At 70.8% G+C, this 18,844-nt stretch carries 17 protein-coding genes; 9 read left to right on the top strand and 8 right to left on the bottom strand.

The features are described 5' to 3' along the window. The first annotated feature begins 109 nt into the window (after positions 1–109). Positions 110–1,090: an endonuclease/exonuclease/phosphatase family protein gene (locus tag AB0B89_RS02795; RefSeq protein WP_358547110.1), complete on the top strand. Its 981-nt coding sequence runs from the start codon at positions 110–112 to the stop codon at positions 1,088–1,090. 6 nt (positions 1,091–1,096) lie between these two features. Here the strand turns inward: AB0B89_RS02795 and AB0B89_RS02790 are convergent, their stop codons facing one another. Both AB0B89_RS02790 and AB0B89_RS02785 read right to left on the bottom strand, forming a co-directional pair. Beyond that, a complete protein-coding gene (locus AB0B89_RS02790) occupies positions 1,097–1,687 on the bottom strand; it encodes a DUF2064 domain-containing protein (protein ID WP_358547107.1) in 591 nt (196 codons plus the stop codon). After that, positions 1,681–2,196 (bottom strand): M48 family metallopeptidase, encoded by a 516-nt coding sequence (locus tag AB0B89_RS02785; protein WP_358547104.1) that lies wholly within the window; start codon positions 2,194–2,196, stop codon positions 1,681–1,683. The genes AB0B89_RS02790 and AB0B89_RS02785 overlap by 7 nt, the downstream gene beginning before the upstream one ends. A 442-nt stretch (positions 2,197–2,638) precedes the next feature. Between AB0B89_RS02785 and AB0B89_RS02780 the strand changes: the two genes are divergently transcribed. Next, on the top strand, positions 2,639–3,763 hold the full coding sequence (locus AB0B89_RS02780) for a thiamine biosynthesis protein ThiF (RefSeq protein ID WP_358547101.1): 1,125 nt from the start codon (positions 2,639–2,641) through the stop codon (positions 3,761–3,763). After that, a complete protein-coding gene (locus AB0B89_RS02775) occupies positions 3,760–5,103 on the top strand; it encodes an AarF/UbiB family protein (protein ID WP_358547098.1) in 1,344 nt (447 codons plus the stop codon). Before AB0B89_RS02780 ends, AB0B89_RS02775 begins: the two co-directional genes overlap by 4 nt. A 346-nt stretch (positions 5,104–5,449) precedes the next feature. Here AB0B89_RS02775 and AB0B89_RS02770 read toward each other — a convergent pair whose 3' ends face one another. From AB0B89_RS02770 to AB0B89_RS02750, 5 genes are all read right to left on the bottom strand, one after another. Then, complete coding sequence (locus AB0B89_RS02770; protein WP_358547096.1) at positions 5,450–5,644, bottom strand: hypothetical protein; 195 nt, start codon at positions 5,642–5,644, stop codon at positions 5,450–5,452. A 53-nt stretch (positions 5,645–5,697) separates the two neighbouring features. Continuing rightward, a complete protein-coding gene (locus AB0B89_RS02765) occupies positions 5,698–5,967 on the bottom strand; it encodes a WhiB family transcriptional regulator (protein ID WP_358547093.1) in 270 nt (89 codons plus the stop codon). Between the two features lie 128 nt (positions 5,968–6,095). Next, positions 6,096–6,434: a hypothetical protein gene (locus AB0B89_RS02760; protein WP_358547090.1), complete on the bottom strand. Its 339-nt coding sequence runs from the start codon at positions 6,432–6,434 to the stop codon at positions 6,096–6,098. A gap of 111 nt (positions 6,435–6,545) precedes the next feature. Further along, the gene (locus AB0B89_RS02755) at positions 6,546–7,418 is read right to left on the bottom strand and encodes an acyl-CoA thioesterase II (protein WP_358547087.1); all 873 of its coding nucleotides are present in this window, start codon (positions 7,416–7,418) and stop codon (positions 6,546–6,548) included. Continuing rightward, a complete protein-coding gene (locus tag AB0B89_RS02750; RefSeq protein WP_358547084.1) occupies positions 7,415–9,484 on the bottom strand; it encodes an ATP-dependent DNA helicase UvrD2 in 2,070 nt (689 codons plus the stop codon). Before AB0B89_RS02750 ends, AB0B89_RS02755 begins: the two co-directional genes overlap by 4 nt. Positions 9,485–9,694: 210 nt before the next feature. Between AB0B89_RS02750 and AB0B89_RS02745 the strand changes: the two genes are divergently transcribed. Further along, the gene (locus tag AB0B89_RS02745; RefSeq protein ID WP_358547081.1) at positions 9,695–10,882 is read left to right on the top strand and encodes an alpha/beta hydrolase fold domain-containing protein; all 1,188 of its coding nucleotides are present in this window, start codon (positions 9,695–9,697) and stop codon (positions 10,880–10,882) included. Between the two features lie 78 nt (positions 10,883–10,960). Next, positions 10,961–11,206 (top strand): mycoredoxin, encoded by a 246-nt coding sequence (locus AB0B89_RS02740; protein ID WP_358547078.1) that lies wholly within the window; start codon positions 10,961–10,963, stop codon positions 11,204–11,206. Between the two features lie 169 nt (positions 11,207–11,375). On the opposite strand, the gene nudC is transcribed toward AB0B89_RS02740, so the two are convergent. Then, positions 11,376–12,362, bottom strand: coding sequence for an NAD(+) diphosphatase (gene nudC, locus AB0B89_RS02735; protein ID WP_358547076.1), 987 nt, complete (start codon positions 12,360–12,362; stop codon positions 11,376–11,378). A gap of 190 nt (positions 12,363–12,552) precedes the next feature. On the opposite strand from nudC, the gene AB0B89_RS02730 reads away from it, so the two are divergent. From AB0B89_RS02730 to AB0B89_RS02715, 4 genes are all read left to right on the top strand, one after another. Then, positions 12,553–13,707, top strand: coding sequence for a siderophore biosynthesis protein (locus AB0B89_RS02730; RefSeq protein WP_358547073.1), 1,155 nt, complete (start codon positions 12,553–12,555; stop codon positions 13,705–13,707). After that, entirely contained in the window at positions 13,704–15,506 is a 1,803-nt protein-coding gene (locus AB0B89_RS02725) for an IucA/IucC family protein (protein ID WP_358547070.1), read from the top strand. The genes AB0B89_RS02730 and AB0B89_RS02725 overlap by 4 nt, the downstream gene beginning before the upstream one ends. Then, positions 15,503–17,458, top strand: coding sequence for an IucA/IucC family protein (locus AB0B89_RS02720; protein WP_358547068.1), 1,956 nt, complete (start codon positions 15,503–15,505; stop codon positions 17,456–17,458). The genes AB0B89_RS02725 and AB0B89_RS02720 overlap by 4 nt, the downstream gene beginning before the upstream one ends. Before the next feature lie 91 nt (positions 17,459–17,549). After that, complete coding sequence (locus tag AB0B89_RS02715; protein ID WP_358547172.1) at positions 17,550–18,833, top strand: alanine racemase; 1,284 nt, start codon at positions 17,550–17,552, stop codon at positions 18,831–18,833. Positions 18,834–18,844 lie beyond the last annotated feature (11 nt).

Below are 18,844 nucleotides of genomic sequence, written 5' to 3'. Positions count from 1 at the left end.
TCCCGGCTTCTTCACGCGGTTCCTACATCCGCTCGATAGGGTCGTGATCGGAACACCGAGCCGAACCTTGAGATGGGTGAAAGCCACGGCCGAGACACAGGTGGGCGGCGTGATAGTGACCCCTGGCCGCCGACGGCTCCGACTGCGCGTGCCGGGCACACTGGCCTGGCTCGCGGTGACGCCGTTCGCCGCCTGGGCCGTCACCCGGGTGGGCGGCTTCGAGCGCGGGTCGTTCTCCGAGCAGATCATGACGGCCACGCCGTACGCCGCGGCGGGCTCACTGCTGCCGGTGCTGCTCTCGGTCCTGTCCAAGAAGAAGGCCGTGACCGCCGTCTCCGTCGCCACGTCCGTGGCGCTGGGGTTCAGCGTGCTCCCCCGCGCCTTCGGGGACGCCCAGGCCGCTTCAGGCCGGCCGTTCACGGTGCTCACGACGAACCTCTTCTTCGGACGCGGTGACGCGGAGACCGTGGTCGACCTGGTCCGCCGGCACCGGCCCGACATCCTCAACACCCAGGAGCTCACTCCGGCGGCCGTGGCCGATCTCGACGCGGCGGGGCTGAAGGAGCTGATGCCCTACCGCGTCCTGCAGGACGAGTGGAGCGCGGCGGGAAGCGGCGTCTACTCCAGCCATCCGGTCACCCGTCTCGACGGGCTGTTCCAGGTGATCGGCCACAACATGCCCGCGGTCCGGCTGAGCCTGCCCGGGGGAACGCAGGTCGAGGTCGTCGACGTGCACACACTTCCCCCGCTGGGCCGTCAGGCCACGCAGTGGGCCGAGGGGCTGCGGGCGCTGCCGCCGGGACCGGCATCTGGACCGTTCCGCATCCTGGCCGGCGACTTCAACGCGAGCCTCGACCATGCCGAGCTGCGGCGTCTGATCGCCCGGGGTTACCACGACGCGGGCGACACGACCGGCAACGGCCTGACCCCGACCTGGCCGGCCAACAAGCGGGTGCCCCCGATGATCACGATCGACCATGTGCTCGCCGACCAGCGCATCTCTGTGCTGGGGTACCAGGTGTACGACATTCCGGGCACCGACCACCGGGCCGTGCTGACCCGGCTGTCGCTGCCGGTCGCCGGGCACTGACGGCGGCTACACGCTGAGCAGTGCCCGGGTGTTCTCCCAGCCTTCGAGGCCGGGGTCCAGCCGGGCGATGTCGCCGGGGCCGCGCAGGCGGTGCCAGCCGGGGCCGGTGGCGACCATGCGGCTTCCGGGCGCCTGGCCGCGGAGCCGTGCGACCACGTCGTGATCGTCCATGCCGGCCGAGGCCCACGCGGGGTACGGCAGCCTGGCGGCCATCGCCACCGCGCCGCCGTCGGCGGCCGGGCAGACCGCGATGGGCGCGCGGCCCAGCTCGCGGAAGAGCTTGCCGATCAGCAGCGGGGGCAGGTCGGGCGCGTCACCGCTGATCACCACCGCCTCCTCGCCGTACGGCCGGAGGGCGGCGAACGCCTCGGCGGGACCTGCCTGATCGGAGAGCGGGAACACGCGGGTGCCCGGCCAGGCGAGGTCGTCCAGCCCGTCCACACCGGCGGCGAGGATCACCGGCTCCACCAGGTCGAGCCCGGCGACGATCTCGTAGGTGTCCTCAGCCAGGGCGAGCAGGAAGTCGCCGGGGTCGATCCCGGGCGGCGCCCCCTTGCCCATCTCGGGCGTGACCAGGACGGCCGCGAGCCTCAACACTCCTCCACAGAACCATTGGCGGCCATGGAGTAGCCCTCCAGGAAGCCACGCGCGCGCTCGGCCTTGGGATAGCGCTCCACCAGCGCCCAGAAGCGGGGACCGTGACTCGGCACCAGCAGGTGCACCAGCTCATGCATGATCACATAGTCGACCACCCAGGAGGGCATGCCCCGCAGGCGCGTCGAGAGGCGGATGCTGCCGTGGTCAGGGGTACACGAACCCCAGCGGTGCCGCTGGTTGTCCACCCATCGCACGCTGGTCGGCCACGCCTGGTCGTCGAGATAGCGGGTGGCCAGCTCTTTGGCCCGCCCGAGCAGGTCGTCGTCGCTCGGGCGCCTGCGCTGCTCCTTGGCCGCCAGCCGATCGAGCATGCGGCGCACCCATTGTTCCTCATCCACACTGCTCAAACCGGCAGGCAGGAGCACGATGGTCTTGTCGCCATCGCGGTATGCGGATACGGTCCGCCGTCGGCGTGCACTCCGGCGGACCTCGACTGTCTCGGGGGGCACATATGCACGGTAGCCGAGACTTGTGGGATTCCACAGGGGGTGAATCACGTTTTCCCTGGTCAATCCGCGTTCGCGTAATGTTCAACAACCACTTGACTCACACCTGCCCCACGAGATGGTGAGCACGGGGCCTGCGAGACGGGACCGGTCCATTCTTGTTCGCCCAGGGCGCATCACCCCTGTCGCCGCCTCCCGCACCCATCCGGATCCGTGACCGCAGGACGGAGGCGGCCGGCTCCCGTCACCTGCTCAAAGGACGATCCGGCTCCGATCATCGTCTCGCGGAGGTCATCCGGTTCACGTCGTCGCCTCGCGGAGGTCATCCGGGTCACGTCGTCGTCTCCCGAGTTCCCCCCGGCTCGCCGCGTCGTCCTCCGAAGTTATCCACAGGTGGGCACAACCGGCCTCGGCCCGGGGTGGAGGTGTGCCAGGCTGCGCGACCGTGACCACTTCACTGCCTCCCGCACGCCGGCCCGCCCGGCAGCCCGTCCGGCCCCGGCTGAAGCCCGCGCTGCGCCGCCTCGACCGTGACGACCGCACCCTCCAGCTCGGCGTCCATCCCCTCCGGGCCGTGGTGCTGACCGATCTCGAACCCCGCATGCGCAGGTTCGTAGAAAGCCTCGACGGCACGCGCACGCTCGACGAGCTCATCGCCCATGGCGATCTCGACGAGGGCACCGTCCACCAGGTCATGCGCCTGCTGACCGAGCGCGGGCTGCTCGACGACGCGTCGGTGCGGCCCGAGCCGCTGCGCGGGTTGTCCGCCTCCGAGCGCGACCGGCTCGGGCCCGACCTCGCCGCCCTGTCCCTGTCACCCGCCGACGCGGGCGACGGCGGGCTGGCCGCGCTGGAGACCCGCCGCGCGGCCTACCTCCGGGTGTACGGCGCGGGCCGGGTCGGCGCCCAGATGGTCGCCCTCCTCGCCGCCGCGGGCATCGGCCACCTGTGCGTGGTCGACCCGGGCCCGGCCCGCCACGAGGACGTCGTCCCGGGCGGGCTCTCCTTCGCGGAGGTCGGGCTCTCCAGAGAAGACGGCGCCGTGGCGGTCGCGCGCCGCGTGGCGCCGGGCGTCAACGCCTGGACGGGCCGCGTGGCCTCCCACCTCACCGATGGCGCCCGCCGTCCCGACCTGGTGGTCCTGGCTCCCGTGGGGCCGCTCGACGGTGTGGTGGCCCGGGAGCTCGTGACCCTCGGCATCCCCCATCTGCTCGTGACGGCGGGTGAGGGGGTCGGCTCGGTGGGCCCCCTGGTGCTCCCCGGGCGCACCCCATGCCTGAGGTGCCTCGACCTGACCCGGCGCGACCGCGACCCCTCATGGCCGGTCGTCGGCGCCCGGCTCGGCGGTTTCCCTGCGGGCGAGATCGCCTGCGACACGGTGCTGTCAACGCTGGTCGCGGCGCAGGCGGCCGGTCATGTGCTGGGTTCTGTCGACGGCCTGGAGCCGATTGTGACCAATAGCACAGTTGACGTAATGCCTGATTGGCGTTGGAAAAAACGCTCGTGGAGCACTCATCCGCAATGTCGTTGTAGTCGAAACCAGTTCGGTCCGCTAACAATGGTCGCGTGAGTGACTTCCCCCAACATGCCGTGACGCGTTCCGCCAAGCTGGCGACGCTCCCTTTGGGGTTCGCCGGCCGCACCGCTCTCGGGCTGGGCAAACGGATCGGTGGGAAGTCCGCCGAGATCGTCGCCCAGGAGATCCAGCAGCGCACCTCCGAGCAGATCTTCCGGGTCCTGGGCGAGCTCAAGGGCGGCGCGATGAAGCTCGGCCAGGCTCTGTCGATCTTCGAGGCGGCGCTCCCGCCCGAGATCGCCGGGCCCTACCGGGCGACGCTGACCAAGCTGCAGGACGCGGCGCCGCCGCTGCCGGCGTCCACGGTGCACGCGGTCCTCACCGAGCAGCTCGGCGACGACTGGCGGGAGAACTTTCTGGAGTTCGAGGACACCCCCACCGCCGCCGCCTCGATCGGCCAGGTACACAAGGCCGTCTGGCACGACGGCCGGGAGGTCGCCGTCAAGATCCAGTACCCCGGCGCGGGCAAGGCGCTGCTGGCCGACTTCAACCAGCTCGCACGGCTCGGGAAGCTCTTCGGCGTGCTGTTGCCGGGGCTCGACATCAAGGCCGTGGTGGGCGAGCTGCGAGAGCGCATCTCCGAGGAGCTCGACTACCTCCGGGAGGCCGAGGCCCAGCACGGCTTCGCCATGGCGTTCCACGACGACCCCGACTTCCGCGTGCCGGACGTCATCGCCGCCAACGAGCAGATCCTGGTCACCGAGTGGATGGACGGCACACCGCTCTCCAGAATCATCTCCGACGGCACCAAGGAGCAGCGCGACCGCGCCGGGCTGCTGTTCGTGCGTTTCCTGTTCAGCTCCCCCGCCCGCGCCGGCATGCTGCACGCCGACCCTCACCCCGGCAACTTCCGCATCCTGCCCGACGGCCGCCTCGGGGTGCTCGACTTCGGCGCGGTGAACCGCATGCCCGACGGCTACCCCGAGGTCTTCGGCACGCTCACGCGCATCTTCAACAAGGGCGACATGAGCACCGTCGTCCAGGGCCTTCGCGACGAGGGGTTCATCCGTCCCCACATCGAGGTCGACACCGAGGCGCTGCGGGCCTTCCTCGCGCCGTACGTCGAGCCGACCCAGGTGGAGGAGTTCACCTTCAGCCGGGAGTGGCTCCAGCGGCAGGTCGCGACCGTGACCGATCTTCGCCCGACGAACGTCGTGCGCCAGCTCAACCTGCCGCCCTCGTACGTGCTGATCAACCGGGTCCACGCCGCGGGCATCGGTGTGCTGTGCCAGCTCGGCGCCACGGCGCGCTTCCGCGACGAGGTCGTCCGATGGGTCCCCGGCTTCTCCGACGACGACCCCGAGGGCATGCCCACCGCCCTCGCCGCCTCCTGAGCCCGCCCGTACCGGAAGACGGGTCAAGGTCGCTCGCGCCCTCACCGGAGGACGCGGGTACCTTGCCCTGACCGGAAGACGCGACCACCCTCGCCCTGACCGGAGGACTCGGGTTCTTTGCCCGTGCCGGAAGGCGTGGTCGCTTTCGGCCTGGCCGAAGGCGTGGAATTCTCGCGCTGATCCGGGGGCCGGGATTTTCGTGAACGCACGGTGAATCGGGGAGAGCGCACGGCGAAGGGGCGAATCCGGGTTGCCGGATCCGCCCCTTCGATTGTCATCTCCACGCGGTGGTCACGGCGGTTCCACGAGCATGCGGCGCCATGATCACGGGCGTGTCGTCATCGCGTCAGACCATGCGCGCGAGCGCCTGCCGCAAGCGTACGGAAGCGCGTTCGGCCTGCTTGCGGGCCCTCTGCACGCGGACGATCTTGTTGACGAGCCGTTGCTCCTCAGCCTCGCGGTGAAGGGTTTGTATTCGGTCGTGAACCAGTTCTTTGTGCATATAAGGCATCTCGCTGGTCCAAGAAGGAAGAGTGGCCATCGGAGTGGTCCTTTCGAAGTCTTTGGGCTTGCTAAGAAGGGTTACGAGGTGTTTCAGGCTGCGACCGGGGTCTTGCGAGGACGCCCACGCGGCCTCTTCTTGGGAACGACGGTTCCCCTGAGAACGAGCTCCCCGCCCCAGACGCCCCACGGCTCCTCGCGCTCCAGCGCGCGGGCCAGGCAGGCCTTCTGGATCGGGCACCCACCACAGAGTGCCTTGGCGAACTCGACGTCGTCGGGGGACTCGGCGAACCACAGGTCGGGGTCGGTACGACACGGGATATCGGCTTCGTCGACCAGGTCCATGGTCGTCCAAACCGCCATCTGCGTCACCTTTCTGTCTGCTGTTGATCTGGTCTTTTACCTCTTGGGTGGTCGGATCATGGCGGCCGGACAACAAGAAGGCCGCGGATCCTGGTACGGATCCGCGGCCTGGAGGCTTTATCAACCGGTCAGGTTGTGACCGGTTGCCTCCAGGGTGGCGGACCCTGCACCCCACCATTGGCGGTGCTCGTGGTCTGCGGGTCGCCGGCCTGTCGCTCGAAAGCGATCGGGTGCGCGGTGACCATGGCGGTGTCGCCGTAGGCGAAGGCGGCCGAGCCCAGGGCAGCCTGGACGCGGGCAGTCTTCTCCTGCCGAAGTTTCGCCGGGCCATCAGCCGTGAGGCCGAGGGTCGTGGGCGTGATCGGAGCGCTCATGCTCCGCTCGGCTGCGGCGGGAACGACAGTGCTGCTGCTCCGCAGGGAAGCGAGCCACGGCGTGGCGAACTTCGAGATCAGAATCGTCTTCACGGTGGTCACCTCCCAATCGAGTGCGGGGTCGGACGGGGATCGTCCGACCGGCTTGTGCATGACTCTAAACGCGGACCGCGCAGCCCGGCAACACATTTTCTACCTGCGATTTCACGGATTCGCGACACGAATCATGCACTCCTGCACGACCGAGACCGCAAGCTCTCCGGTGGGAGTGAACATCTGCCCCTGGGCGAGGCCGCGCGCGTTGCCCGACCACGGCGACTCCTGCGCGTACAGGACCCAGTCGTCGACCTTGAGCGGACGGTGGAACCACATGGCGTGGTCGAGGGAGGCGCCGATGACGTTCGAGGCGCCCCAGGCCAGCCCGTGCGACAGCAGCACGGTGTCGACCAGCGTGTAGTCGGAGGCGTAGGCCGCGAGCACGACGTGCAGGAGCGGGTCGTCCGGCAGGTCGGCGTCGTAGCGGAACCACACCTGCGTCTCGGAGCCGCGCAGCGAGGGGTCGCGGTGCGCCTCCCAGGTGAGCGGCGTGACGTAGCGCGCGTCCACCGGGCGCGGCTTGGCCAGCCACTCGCTCCAGGGCTCCGTGTCTCCCACCAGATCGCGCATACGGTCCTGGAAGATCGGCAGGGTCTCGGGTTCGGGCACGACCGGCATACTCGCCGCCTGGTGGCTGACGCCCTCCTCGAAGACGTGGAAGGACGCGGACAGCGCGAAGATGGTCTTGCCGTGCTGGATCGCGACCACCCGGCGGGTCGTGAAGGACCGGCCGTCGCGGACGCGCTCGACGTTGTAGACGATGGGGATCGCCGGGTCGCCGGGTCTGATGAAGTACGCGTGCAGCGAGTGGACCGGGCGGTCGGAGGGCACCGTGCGCCCCGCCGCCACCAGTGCCTGCGCCGCCACCTGCCCGCCGAAGACCCTCTGGATGCGCTCCTCCGGGCTCCGCCCCCGGAAGATGTCGAGCTCGATCTGCTCCAGGTCGAGCAGGTCGAGGACCTCCTTGAGCGCCTCGTTCACGTCACTTCCCCTCCGCGGCAGATCTCCAGCACGGCCTCGCCGTACCGCTCCAGCTTGACGCGGCCGATACCGGCGATCGAGAGCAGGCCTTCCTCGGATGTGGGGACCCGCTCGGCCATCGCCTGGAGCGTAACGTCAGTGAACACGACGTATGCGGGCACCTTCGCCTCTTTCGCCGCGTTCGTACGCCAGAGCTTAAGCCGTTCGAGCAGTTCCTCGTCATAGTCGGCGGGACAGGAGGAGCAGCGGCCGAGCTTCTGCTCGGCGCCGACGGTCAGGGTCTTGCCGCAGACCCGGCACTGGATCGGGGTCGCGACGCGGGACTGCCCGGAACGCCTGGCGCTCGCCTGAGCGCCCGTACGGCCTGCGGCGCCGGCGGTGACGCCGGTGAGCCCGTCCAGGAAGCGCGACGCGCGCCGGGCCTTGCGCCCCCCCGGCGAGCGGGCGAGCGCCCATGACAGGTGGAGGTGGGCGCGCGCGCGGGTGACGCCGACGTAGAGCAGGCGCCGCTCCTCCTCGACCTGCTCAGGGGTCTCGGCGTAGATGATCGGGAGCATGCCGTCGGTGAGGCCGACCAGGAACACCGCGTCCCACTCAAGACCCTTGGCGGCGTGCAGGGAGGCGAGCGTCACGCCCTCGATCGGCGGGGCGTGCTGCTCGGTGGCGCGGCGCTCCAGCTCGGCGACGAAGCGCGGCAGGTCGCCGCCCTCGGCCGCGAGGTCCTCGGCCAGCTCCGCCAGGGCGTTCAGCGACTCCCAGCGCTCGCGCGCGGTGCCGCCCCCCGGCGCCTCGGCGGTGAGGCCGATGCCGGCGAGGATGCCGTGGACGGCCTGCGCGAGCGGCTCCTGGTCGTTGGCCGAGCGAGCGGCCCCCCTCAGCAGCACGACGGCCTGCCGTACCTCGGGCCGCTCGAAGAACCTCTCGGCGCCGCGCAGGAGATAAGGAATGCCCGCTTGGGCGAACGCCTGCTCGTACACCTCGGTCTGGGCGTTGACGCGGAACAGCACCGCGATCTCGCGCGTGGGCACGCCCTGGGAGATCAGCTCCTTGACGCGCCTCGCGACGGTCTCGGCCTCTGCGGGCTCGTCGTCGCACTCGGCGAAGACCGGCCTCGGGCCGTCGGGCCGCTGCGCGACGAGCTCCAGCCGGTGGGGGGTGCGCGACTTCGCGAGCACGCTGTTGGCCAGGCCGACGACCTGCGGAGTCGAGCGGTAGTCGCGCACCAGCTTGATGACCGTGGAGGACGGGTGCTCGACGGCGAAGTTGGTGAGGTAGCGCGGCGTCGCGCCGCTGAAGGAGTAGATGGTCTGGTTCGGGTCGCCGACGACGCAGATGTCGTCACGCCCGCCGAGCCAGGTGTCGAGCAGGAGCTTCTGCAGCGGGTTGACGTCCTGGTACTCGTCGACCACGAAGTAGCGATATTGCCGGCGGATCTGGGAGGCGACCTCCTCGTGCTCGGTCATCACCGCGGCGGTGAGCTCAAGGATGGTCTCGAAGTCGACCAGGTGACGCCGGCGCCTCAGCGTCTCGTACGCCTCGTACAGGCGCGCGACCTCCTCGGGGGGGATCGGGGGCGTGCGGCCGGACTTCGCGGCGAGCCCGGGGTAGTCCTCCGGCCCGACCTGGGTGACCTTGGCCCACTCGATCTCGCTCGCCACGTCGCGGAGCTCGCCCCGGTCGGGGTTGCGCCGCAGCTCGCGGCAGGCGTCGATCAGGAGCGGCAGCTTGGACTCGACCACTTTCGGCGGATCGCCGCCGATCACCCGGGGCCAGAAGTAGGTGAGCTGGCGCAGCGCGGCGGCGTGGAAGGTGCGCGTCTGGACACCGTGGGTGCCGAGGTCGCGCAGGCGGTGCTTGAGCTCGCCGGCGGCACGCGTGGTGAAGGTCACGGCCAGAACGCCCTGCGCGTCGACCACGCCCGTGCGGACGGCGTGGGCGATGCGGTGGGTTATCGCCCGGGTCTTGCCCGTGCCCGCGCCGGCGAGCACGCAGACCGGCCCCCGCACCGCCTCGGCCACCTCGCGCTGCTCCGGGTCGAGCCCGGCGAGGGCGTCTTCGCGCTCCAACTGGGCCTCCTAACGTGCGATGCGGACAGGGGTGCTGGCATCATCCTTCCAGCAGCGAACCACGCGCGTGGCTTCTCATGTACACAACCCAGTGCTGTACGGGCATCATCAAGGCACCTGGGTGTCCGCCACCGGGGCGCTCGCGCGTGCACAACCGAGGCATTTTGCACCACAATGGGGTGTCATGATTACGGGGAAGGAAAGAGCCCAGTGAGAAGCGCGGTAACGGTGGGATCGCTCGCTCTGGCCGCCGCCGTGGCCCTGGCACCCGCCGTGGCGTCGCCGGCCGGTGCGATGACCGCTCCGTCCCCCACCCCCACCCCCACACCTACACCCACCCCCAGCGCCACTCCCTCGGAGGACGTGCTGGCCTCGACGGTGGTCCGCACCTACTCCTACGGGCGGCAGTCGGCGCACCAGCGCATGGACGTGTGGTGGCAGCCGGACGCGGGGCGCAGGCCGGGTGTGTTCGTCATCCACGGTGGCTGGTGGAGCGGCGGCGACAAGAAGTACATGACCGAGGTCACCCGCATGTACGCCTCGATGGGCTACACGGTCTTCAACATCAACTACCGGCTCTCGCAGGAAGCGCCGTGGCCGGCGCAGCGCACCGACACGCTGTCGGCCATCGCCACCGCCCGCAGGCACGCCGACCTGTTCTCCTTCGACCCCGACCGCTATGTCGTCATCGGGTTCTCCGCGGGGGGCCACCTCGCGACGGCCGTCGGCACGTACAAGGACGGCATCCCGGGGTTGCGCGGCGTCGTCGGGGTCTCCCCCGTGGTCTCCCCGCTCACCGCGTACTCCGACGGTGACGAGGGGGCCGACTTCGAGCAGCGCAAGCTCCGTCAGGCCGCCATCGCGCTCGCGGGCCACTGCCGTCCGACCGGCGCGTGCGCGAAGGTCTGGTCCAGCATGGAGGTGCCCTGGCACGCGAGCGCGCACGACGCGCCCGTACTGACCGTGCACTCCAAGGACGAGTTCGTCCCCGCCTACCAGAGCGAGTTGCTGAAGGAGCAGCTCAACCAGGTGGGTGTGGCGATGAACATCCGGGTCGTGCCGGGCATCAACCACAGCGCGCCGCTCTACCGCGAGCCCGGTGTCGCCACGGGCATCGCCGAGTGGGTCGCGGGCAAGCTGGCACCGCCCGCGCCGCCGAGGACGGACGCCCAGCAGCAGACCTCGGCGCAGCGGAAGACCGCGACGCAGCGGAACGCCTCCGCGCAACGGAACACCGCGATCCAGCGGAAGACCACGGTGCCGCGCAAGACCGCGGTTCAGCGGGACACGTCGGCCGAGCGGGACACGTCGTCCGAGCGGAAGACCCTGGCCGAGCAGAGGGCCGCGATCCACCTGCCCGGTCTTCACAAGGTCAGCGCCCGCAGATCCGTCTTCTAGAGCGCCGGGAACACGAGCGATCCTCACGGTGTTGCCAGCTAGTGGCCAATCGGAGGACGTGAAGGGATAAATCACGCTATGGCGCTCAAGGTCTACACCACCAGTTGGTGCGGTCCGTGCAAACGGCTGAAGAGCCAGCTGACGCGGGAAGGCATCTCCTACCAGGAGATCGACATCGAGGCCAACCCCGCCGCGGCGGAGTTCGTCATGAGCGTCAACGGCGGGAACCAGGTGGTCCCCACCGTCGTACTCGAAGACGGCACCGCGCTCACCAATCCCTCCGTCATCAAGCTGAAGGGGCTGCTCGCGCGCGCGCAGTCCTGAAGCGGCCACGGCAGGTCCAGCGGCGATCGGGGTCTCCCGGTCGCCGTTCGCCGTTCACGGACGTCCCGAGCGCGTACGGCCCGTACCCGCTCGCGGGCCTGGGGTTCACCTTCTCCGTTCACGGATGTCCCGAGCGCGTAAGGCCCGTACTCGCTCGCGGGCCCGGGGTTCACCAGTCGCCGGGCAGGTACGAGCCATACCACGTCTCGATGAGGCGGCGGGCGATGGAGACGCCGGGCGGGAGCCGGATCTCGCCGTTCTCCACGGCGGCGCCGAGCTCGGCGCGGGTCACCCAGAACGCCTCGGCGATCTCCTCGGGGTCACAGATGATCTTCGTGGTGGTGGCCTGCGCGAAGAAGCCGAGCATCAGGCTGCGCGGGAAGGGCCACGGCTGGCTCCCCATGTAGCGCGGGGCGGTGACGGTGACCCCCACCTCCTCGAACACCTCACGCGCGACGGCCTGCTCCAGCGACTCGCCGGACTCCACGAACCCCGCGAGGACCGAGAACCGCCCCTCGGGCCACTGCGGGCCGCGAGCGAGAAGGCAGCGGTCGCGGCCGTCGTGGACCAGCATGATGACGGCGGGGTCGACGCGGGGGAAGTGCTGGCTGCCGTCCTCGGGACAGACCCGCATGTGACCGCCGGCGGCGACGTTCGTCGGGGTGCCGCACCTCGGGCAGTGGTCGTGGGTGGCGTGCCACGCCTCCAGGGCGACGGCATTGACCAGCAGGCCGGCGTCGCGGTCGCCGAGCGCCGCCCCCGCCTTGCGCAGCCCTTCGGAGGCGACATCGGCCCAGTCGGGGACGTCCTGGATCGCCCCGGCCACCTCGGTGCCCCCGGGCAGCGGCAGCGGAGCCGGAAGTGGCAGCGGGGCCTCGACCGCGACGGCGAAGTACGCGACGCCCTGGGGGTCGACGCCGAGAAGGTAGCGCTCGCCCGCCGGTGCCTGATGCGGAGCCAGGAACACCAACTCGGCCGTGCCGTTGTGACGGCGGATCAGCGTGTTGCCGTCGTTGATGAGCAGGACACGCGTGCCTGGGTCGGCCCATGCAGACTTCAGCCAGGCCTCGTCGTTTCGGTGAAGAGCGGACCTGTCGACCCCTCCTCGCGCCAGAAGCAAGGGTCCGAGCAGCCCCTCCTGCGAGATCTCCTCCACGCGCGCCTCCTCCCAGCAGACTGTCCATCCTATGCCGCCCCCACCCGCCCGGAAGAACCGACCGAAATGCCCAGCGAACCCATGCCAACACGGACTTTCTTGGTGATTAGCATGTCGGGCAGCGGGATGATCTCCATACGGCTAGGATGCGCTAGTTAGGTTAGCCTTACCTGATCCGGGGGTGCCCTGCGTGCGGCTGTACCTCACCGCGCTCAATCCGACCGACTCGGTCACCAATGGATTCCTTCCCGCGGCCCGGGCGCTGGGATGCGAGGTGACGCTGCTCACCGACCAGCCCGAACGTCACCCCGGCGTGGAGGCCCTGCGGACCGACGTCCGCGACGTCCGCTCGGTGATCGACACGATCGCCCGTCACCACCCGCCCGAGGCGATCTTCTCCAACTCCGACCACATCCAGCCCGAGACCGCCCTGGCGGCCGACTATTTCGGGCTTCCCCGCAAGGACTGGTGCGCCTGCCTGACCGCCAAGAACAAGGCGCTCACGCGGGACAGGCTCGCCGCCGCCGGGGTGGAGACCGTCTGGTCCGTACGGCTCGCGCCCGGTGACCCGGTGCCCGGCGATCTGCCGTACCCGGTGGTGGTCAAGCCGCGCGAGGGGGTCGCCAGCGAGGACGTCGTCCTGGCCGTGGACGGCGGCGAACTGGCCCGGGTCGTGGAGGACATCCGTTCCCGGCGGCCCGGCGCGACGCTGGTCGCCGAGGAGTACCTCGAAGGGCCGCTGCACACGCTCGAAACGCTGGGCGACGGCCGCGCCCTGCACGTGCTCGGCGGGTTCCGCACCACCCTCGGCCCGCTGCCCCACTTCGTGGAGGAACGGCTCGACTGGCATCCTCCCGACCCCGCGTGGCAGGAGCACGTCCTCCGGGCTCTCACCGCGATCGGTGTCGGCTTCGGTGCCTGTCACACCGAGTACGTCCTCACCGCGCGGGGTCCGCGCATCGTGGAGGTGAACTACCGGGTCATCGGCGACACATGCGACTTCCTGCTCGCCGAGATGCTCGGGGTGCCGCTCTTCGAGTGGATCCTCCGCGTCCACCTGGGCGAGCCCGCCATGACGCCCCCGCACGCGGCCGGGCACAGCGCGGCGGTGAGCCTGATCGCCGGACGGTCCGGAACCATCCAGGAGGCTCCCGGAGACGTGACCGACACCATCCAGGGCGTACGGCTCTGCCACCGGCCGCTGCGGCCGGTGGGAGAGACCGTCGAGCTGACCCGCACCAACCGCGACTACCTTGGCATCGTCCGTGCCACCGGTCCGGACGAGCAGGCCGTGAACGGGGCGATCGACGCCTTCCGGGCCCGCTCCCCCTGGGTCGTCGAATGACCCCCGCGACCGTGGAACACGACGCACCCCGCTCGGCCGTTCTGGGGCGCGGCGGGGACACCGCCGAGTCCTACCTCGCGGCTCGCGTGCTGAACGCGCTGCTCCGTGAGGACTACGGCGGGCTGGCCGCCCGCATGACCCGGACCAAGGACGGTGTTCAGCTCGTCCTGCCCACGGGGCGGCGGGTACGGCTGGCGCCCGGCCGGTTGTATCAGGACTTCGTGGTCGCCGGTGATGAGTCACTGACGCTAGACGAGGTGCTGAGCACGCTCACCGGGATCGCCGACCCGGCCGACGTCGGAGGGGTGGCCGCCTTCACCGAGGAGTGCCGCGCGGCCCTGCGCGCGTACGAACTGCACGCCGCGCACCGGGCGGACGTACTCAGTCGCCTCCGCCGCGAGCCGGGAACCGCGTCGGGCCGTTCAGCCGGTCACGGGGGTCTCGCGGGTTCGGCGGGTCAGGCAGGTTCGGCGGGTTTCGTGAGTTCCGCGGGGGTGATCGGTTCGGGGGGTGGGGAGGTTCGGGCGTTTCCGAGCGTTGTCTACGAGACGTTGGGGGCGTTCGCCGATCACCCGGTGTACCCGACCTCACGGTCGCGGCTCGGCCTCTCTGATGAGCAGGTGACCGCCTACGCGCCCGAGTTCGCGCCGAGCTTCGCGCTCCGCTGGGCGGCGGTGCCGATCGACCGGGTCACCCGCTCGGGAGACCTTCCCCACTGGTGGCCGGCCGCCGCGGACCCCTCGTACGCGCCGTTCCCCGCAGACCCTCCGTACGTGCCGTTCCCCGTACACCCCTCGTACGTGCCGTTCCCCGTACACCCGCTGACTCTGGACGCGGTGCGGGAGATACCGGGCGTGGTCGTCCACGACGAGCCGTACCTGGTGGTGCGGCCCACGCTGTCCATGCGCACCGTCGAGGTGGACGCCCGCACGCATCTCAAGCTGCCCCTGGCCACCAGCACTCTCGGAGCGCGCAACCGCAGGTCCATCAAGCCGGGCACTCTGGGCGACGGCGCGCGAGCGGAGCGGCTGCTGCGTGAGGCGCTGCTCAGGGAACCCGACCTCGACGTGCTCCTCGCCGACGAGCAGACCTACGCCCACGCCGGGAACGAGCACCTCGGCTGGATGGTCCGCCGCCTGCCGCCCGGAGAGATCGTCTCGATCGCCGCCCTGCTGGCCCCGTCGCCCACCCGGACCGCCGGGCCCCGCGTGCTCGACGACCTGGCCGCGCGGTATCACGGCGGGGATGTCAGCGCGCTGCTGCTCTGCTACCTCCGGGTGCTGTTCACGTGGAATGTCAGGCTGTTCGTCACGTACGGCATCGCGCTGGAGGCACACCAGCAGAACCTCTCCCTCGTCTTCGGCGAGGGGACGACGCGGTTGCTGGTCAAGGACAACGACGGGCTGCTCGCCTCGCCGGACCGGCTGCTCGCCGCGGGCCTCGCCGTGCCGGACTTCGCCGACCGGCGGCTGCTGACCGACGACCCGCATGCCCTCGCGGACGTGTTCGTGACGATCACCCTGCACCTGGCCGCCGCCGCGATCGCGTTCGGGGCCGGCCACGGCGAGTTGGTCGCGGCAGCCCTCGAAGGCGCCCTCGCTCAGCACGGTGGTCATCCGATGGCCCGGCTGCTGCGCGCGCGGACGCTGGACGCCGCGCGGCTGGTCGGCAAGTCCATGGTCAGCGCGGGAACCCTGGTGGACCGGGCACGCATCGGCGCCGCCGACATCAACAAGCACTACGGCACCAGCGGCCCGAACTACCTGCGCCGCCATTCTCGCAGAGAGGCGAACCATTGAACGGCGTCGTGCTCGACTCCCCCACCCGCGGCTCTTCCGACCTCGACTCCTCCGGACACCGCTCGGCTGGACACGGGGCCTCCGGCCTCGGCTCGTCCGGCCTCGCGGCGGGCGGATCGGAGGAGGTCGCGCGGGGGATCGCGGAGGAGGCGTCACTGGCGGCACTGCTGCGCTGCTGCGTGCGGGAGGTGGCGGGCCCGCGTGGCCAGGTGTGGGCCACCGCGCCTTTCCTGCTGCTGCGCCTGGCGGGGAGCCTCATCCGCGTGCCCACCTCGGGTGGCCTGGCCCTCCGCTTCGACGGCCCGGCCGAGCGCCTGGAGTACGGGTGCTGGCATCCCCTCTCCGTGGACCGTCTCGTACGTCTCGTCGAAACCGAGCTCGGCGGCGGCCAGGACACCGGCACCAGCACCAGCACCAGCACCAGCACCAGCGATGGCGCCGGGCACGACGAGGGCGGAACCAACGCGACCTGCAAGGAGGCCGGGACGAGCGCGGGGCACAACGAGGAGTTCGCGGGGCAGGTGGCCGGCAGCCGGGAGGCGATCGCGATCCTGCTGCGCGAGCGGGCGTCCACGGCGGCGCCGGAGGATCCGTGGCTGGCCTCCGAGCAGGCGCTCGTCTTCGGGCATCCGTTTCATCCCTCGCCGAAGTCCCGGGGCGGGTCGGCATGGGTGCGGTACGCGCCGGAGGCACACGCCGCGTTCCCGCTCCGGCTGCTCGGCGTACGTGACGACCTGGTGGAGGCCGGGGGCGATCCCGGAGTTCTCGACGGACTGGGCCAAGCGCCCCCTGGATACACGCTGCTGCCCGCCCACCCGTGGCAGCTTGAGCTGCTCGGCGCCGAGCTTGCCGCCCCGTTCGCGGACGGCCGGCTCGTGGACCTCGGGCACGGCACCCTGCCGACGGTTCCCACCTCGTCGGTGCGCACGGTGTACGAGCCGCATATCGGCAAATGCCTGAAGTTCAGCATCGATGTGCGGATCACGAACTGCGTGCGGAAGAACGCCTGGTACGAGCTGGCCGCGGCGGCTGAGCTGAGCAGGCGGCTGGAGCCGGTGTTCGGCGACCTCGCCGAACGCCTTCCGGGGACTGGCTGGCTTCCCGAGCCCGGATACCGGTCCGCGTCGCTCGGCACACGCCTGCTCGAAGGCCTCGGGGTGATCGTCCGCTCCAGCCCGTGGGAGGTCACGGGGCCGGGCATCACGCCCGTACTGGCCGGCGCGCTCGCCGCACTCGGGGACGGTACGCGGGACATGGGCGGCCACTCCGAAGACGAGGCCGGGGGCGTGCGCGGAACGGTCGCGGGCGCCACGCTCCACTCCGGGGCCGGGACGGGGGACGTCTGGGGTGCGGTGGTCGGGGCCATGCGACGGGATCCGGTGGGTTGGTGGGGGGCCTATGTCGATCACGTCGCGCTGCCGGTGCTCGACGCGTACTTCCGGCACGGCGTGGTGCTGGAACCCCACCTTCAGAACGTGCTCGTGGGCATCGACTCCGCAGGCATGCCAGGTGAAGCCATATTTCGGGATATGGAAGGCACCAAGCTCGTTGCCGGACGGCACGACGTCTCCGGCCTGCCCAATTCGGTCGCGAGGGCCGCCACCTATGACGCCACGCGTGGCTGGAACCGCGTGGTCTACTGCGTCATGGTGAACCACCTCCCCGAGATCGCGGCCACGGTCGCAGGCTCGGCGACACTCCCTGGCGGAACGGCCGTGGAGCAGGTGGCATCCTGCGGCAGAGACGAACTGCTGCGTGAGCTGTGGGCCGACGCGCGCACCCGGGTCACCCGGTACGCCGACGAGAACGGCCGGCCGCTGCCTCTGGGCGACCTGCTGGCCGGGGTCCCCCTGCCCGCCAAGGCCAACCTGTCGACCCGATGGGCCCGCTCGGCCGACCGCGACGCCGGGTACGTCCCTGTGGCCAACCCCTTCGCGGGAGGACACGCGTGAACGTCGCATTCGTCCCTGTGGACCAATCCCATCGCGAGAGGGTCGGCATGATCGTCCCTGTGGGCGACGCCTTCATGGGAGGGGGCGTGTGATCGTTCCTGATCGGGTTCGGGAGCGGGCGCTTCGGCTGGCTGACGCGCTGCCGGCATACGTGTACGACATGTCCGCGCTGGACAGGCACGCGTCCGCCGTACGGCGGGCGCTGCCCGGGGTCGAGATGTACTACGCGGTCAAGGCCAACCCCGACCCCGCGCTGCTGCGCGCGCTGGCCCCCTACGCCGACGGCTACGAGGTGTCCTCCATAGGCGAGGTCGCCCACGTGCGGTCGGTGCTGCCGGACGCCCGGCTCGCGCTGGGCGGTCCGGGCAAGACCGACGCCGAGCTGGCCCTCGACGTCCACCGCGTCCACGTCGAGAGCCCCGGCGAGCTGCGCCGCCTCATCGCCGCAGGCCGTCCACGGGGCGGTCGCCTCATCGACGCCGCCCGCCCACCGGGCGATCGCCTCATCGACGCCGGCCGCCCGGTGGACGCGCTGCTGCGGGTCAACCTGGACGTCCCTGTGGAGGGCGCGTCGCTGACGATGGGCGGCGGCGCCACGCCGTTCGGCATGGATCCCGATGGGATAAGCGAGTGCCTGGAGCTCCTCCGGGGCCAGAACCGGGTACGGCTGCGCGGCGTCCACGCTCACCTGGCCAGCGGGCTCCAGGCCAGCGAGCTGCTCGACCTCGCCAAGGCCGTGCTGTCCTTCGGCCGCGAACTGGAGGCGGCGGAGATCAACCTCGGCGGCGGGATGGCCGTGTCGTACACCGACCCCGAGGAGCGGTTCGACTGGGAGGCCTACGGACAGGACCTCGCGGGCCTGCGGCGACCCGGCGAGACGCTGCGCGTCGAACCCGGCCGCGCGCTGACCGCCTACTGCGGCTGGTACCTCACCCGCGTGCTCGACGTGAAGCGCGTCCACGGCGAGGTGTTCGCCGTGGTCACCGGTGGCACCCACCACCTGCGCACCCCGGTGGCCAAGTGCCACGATCAGCCCTTCGCCGTCCTACCGACCGGCCGTCCGAGCCGTCCGAGCCATCCGGGGCACCCGGGGCATCCGGGGCATCCGGGCTGTACGAGCCCCGGGGTCATCCCCGGCACCCCGGTCAGCGGGGGCAGGCAGGGTACTTCCCCCCTGCCCCGCGGGGTCACCGACGAGCTGGTCACGATCGTCGGCCAGCTCTGCACGCCCAAGGACGTGTTCGCCCGGCGCGTCCTCACGTCGGTGAACGTGGGTGACATCGTCGCCTTCGGCATGGCCGGCGCCTATGCCTGGACCATCTCCCACCACGACTTTCTCATGCACCCGAAACCGGGCTTCCACTACCTGACCTGACCCGCCTCCTC

The sequence above is a fragment of the Sphaerisporangium sp. NPDC049002 genome (assembly GCF_040649355.1).
Taxonomy (GTDB): domain Bacteria; phylum Actinomycetota; class Actinomycetes; order Streptosporangiales; family Streptosporangiaceae; genus Sphaerisporangium.
This window is presented reverse-complemented; position numbering and strand designations above follow the sequence as displayed.

Coding starts and splice junctions, on each gene's coding strand:
- AB0B89_RS02770 (WP_358547096.1), bottom strand. CDS start 5,644: ATGGCCACTCTTCCTTCTTGGACCAGCGAGATGCCTTATATGCACAAA.
- AB0B89_RS02765 (WP_358547093.1), bottom strand. CDS start 5,967: ATGGCGGTTTGGACGACCATGGACCTGGTCGACGAAGCCGATATCCCG.
- AB0B89_RS02740 (WP_358547078.1), top strand. CDS start 10,961: ATGGCGCTCAAGGTCTACACCACCAGTTGGTGCGGTCCGTGCAAACGG.
- AB0B89_RS02725 (WP_358547070.1), top strand. CDS start 13,704: ATGACCCCCGCGACCGTGGAACACGACGCACCCCGCTCGGCCGTTCTG.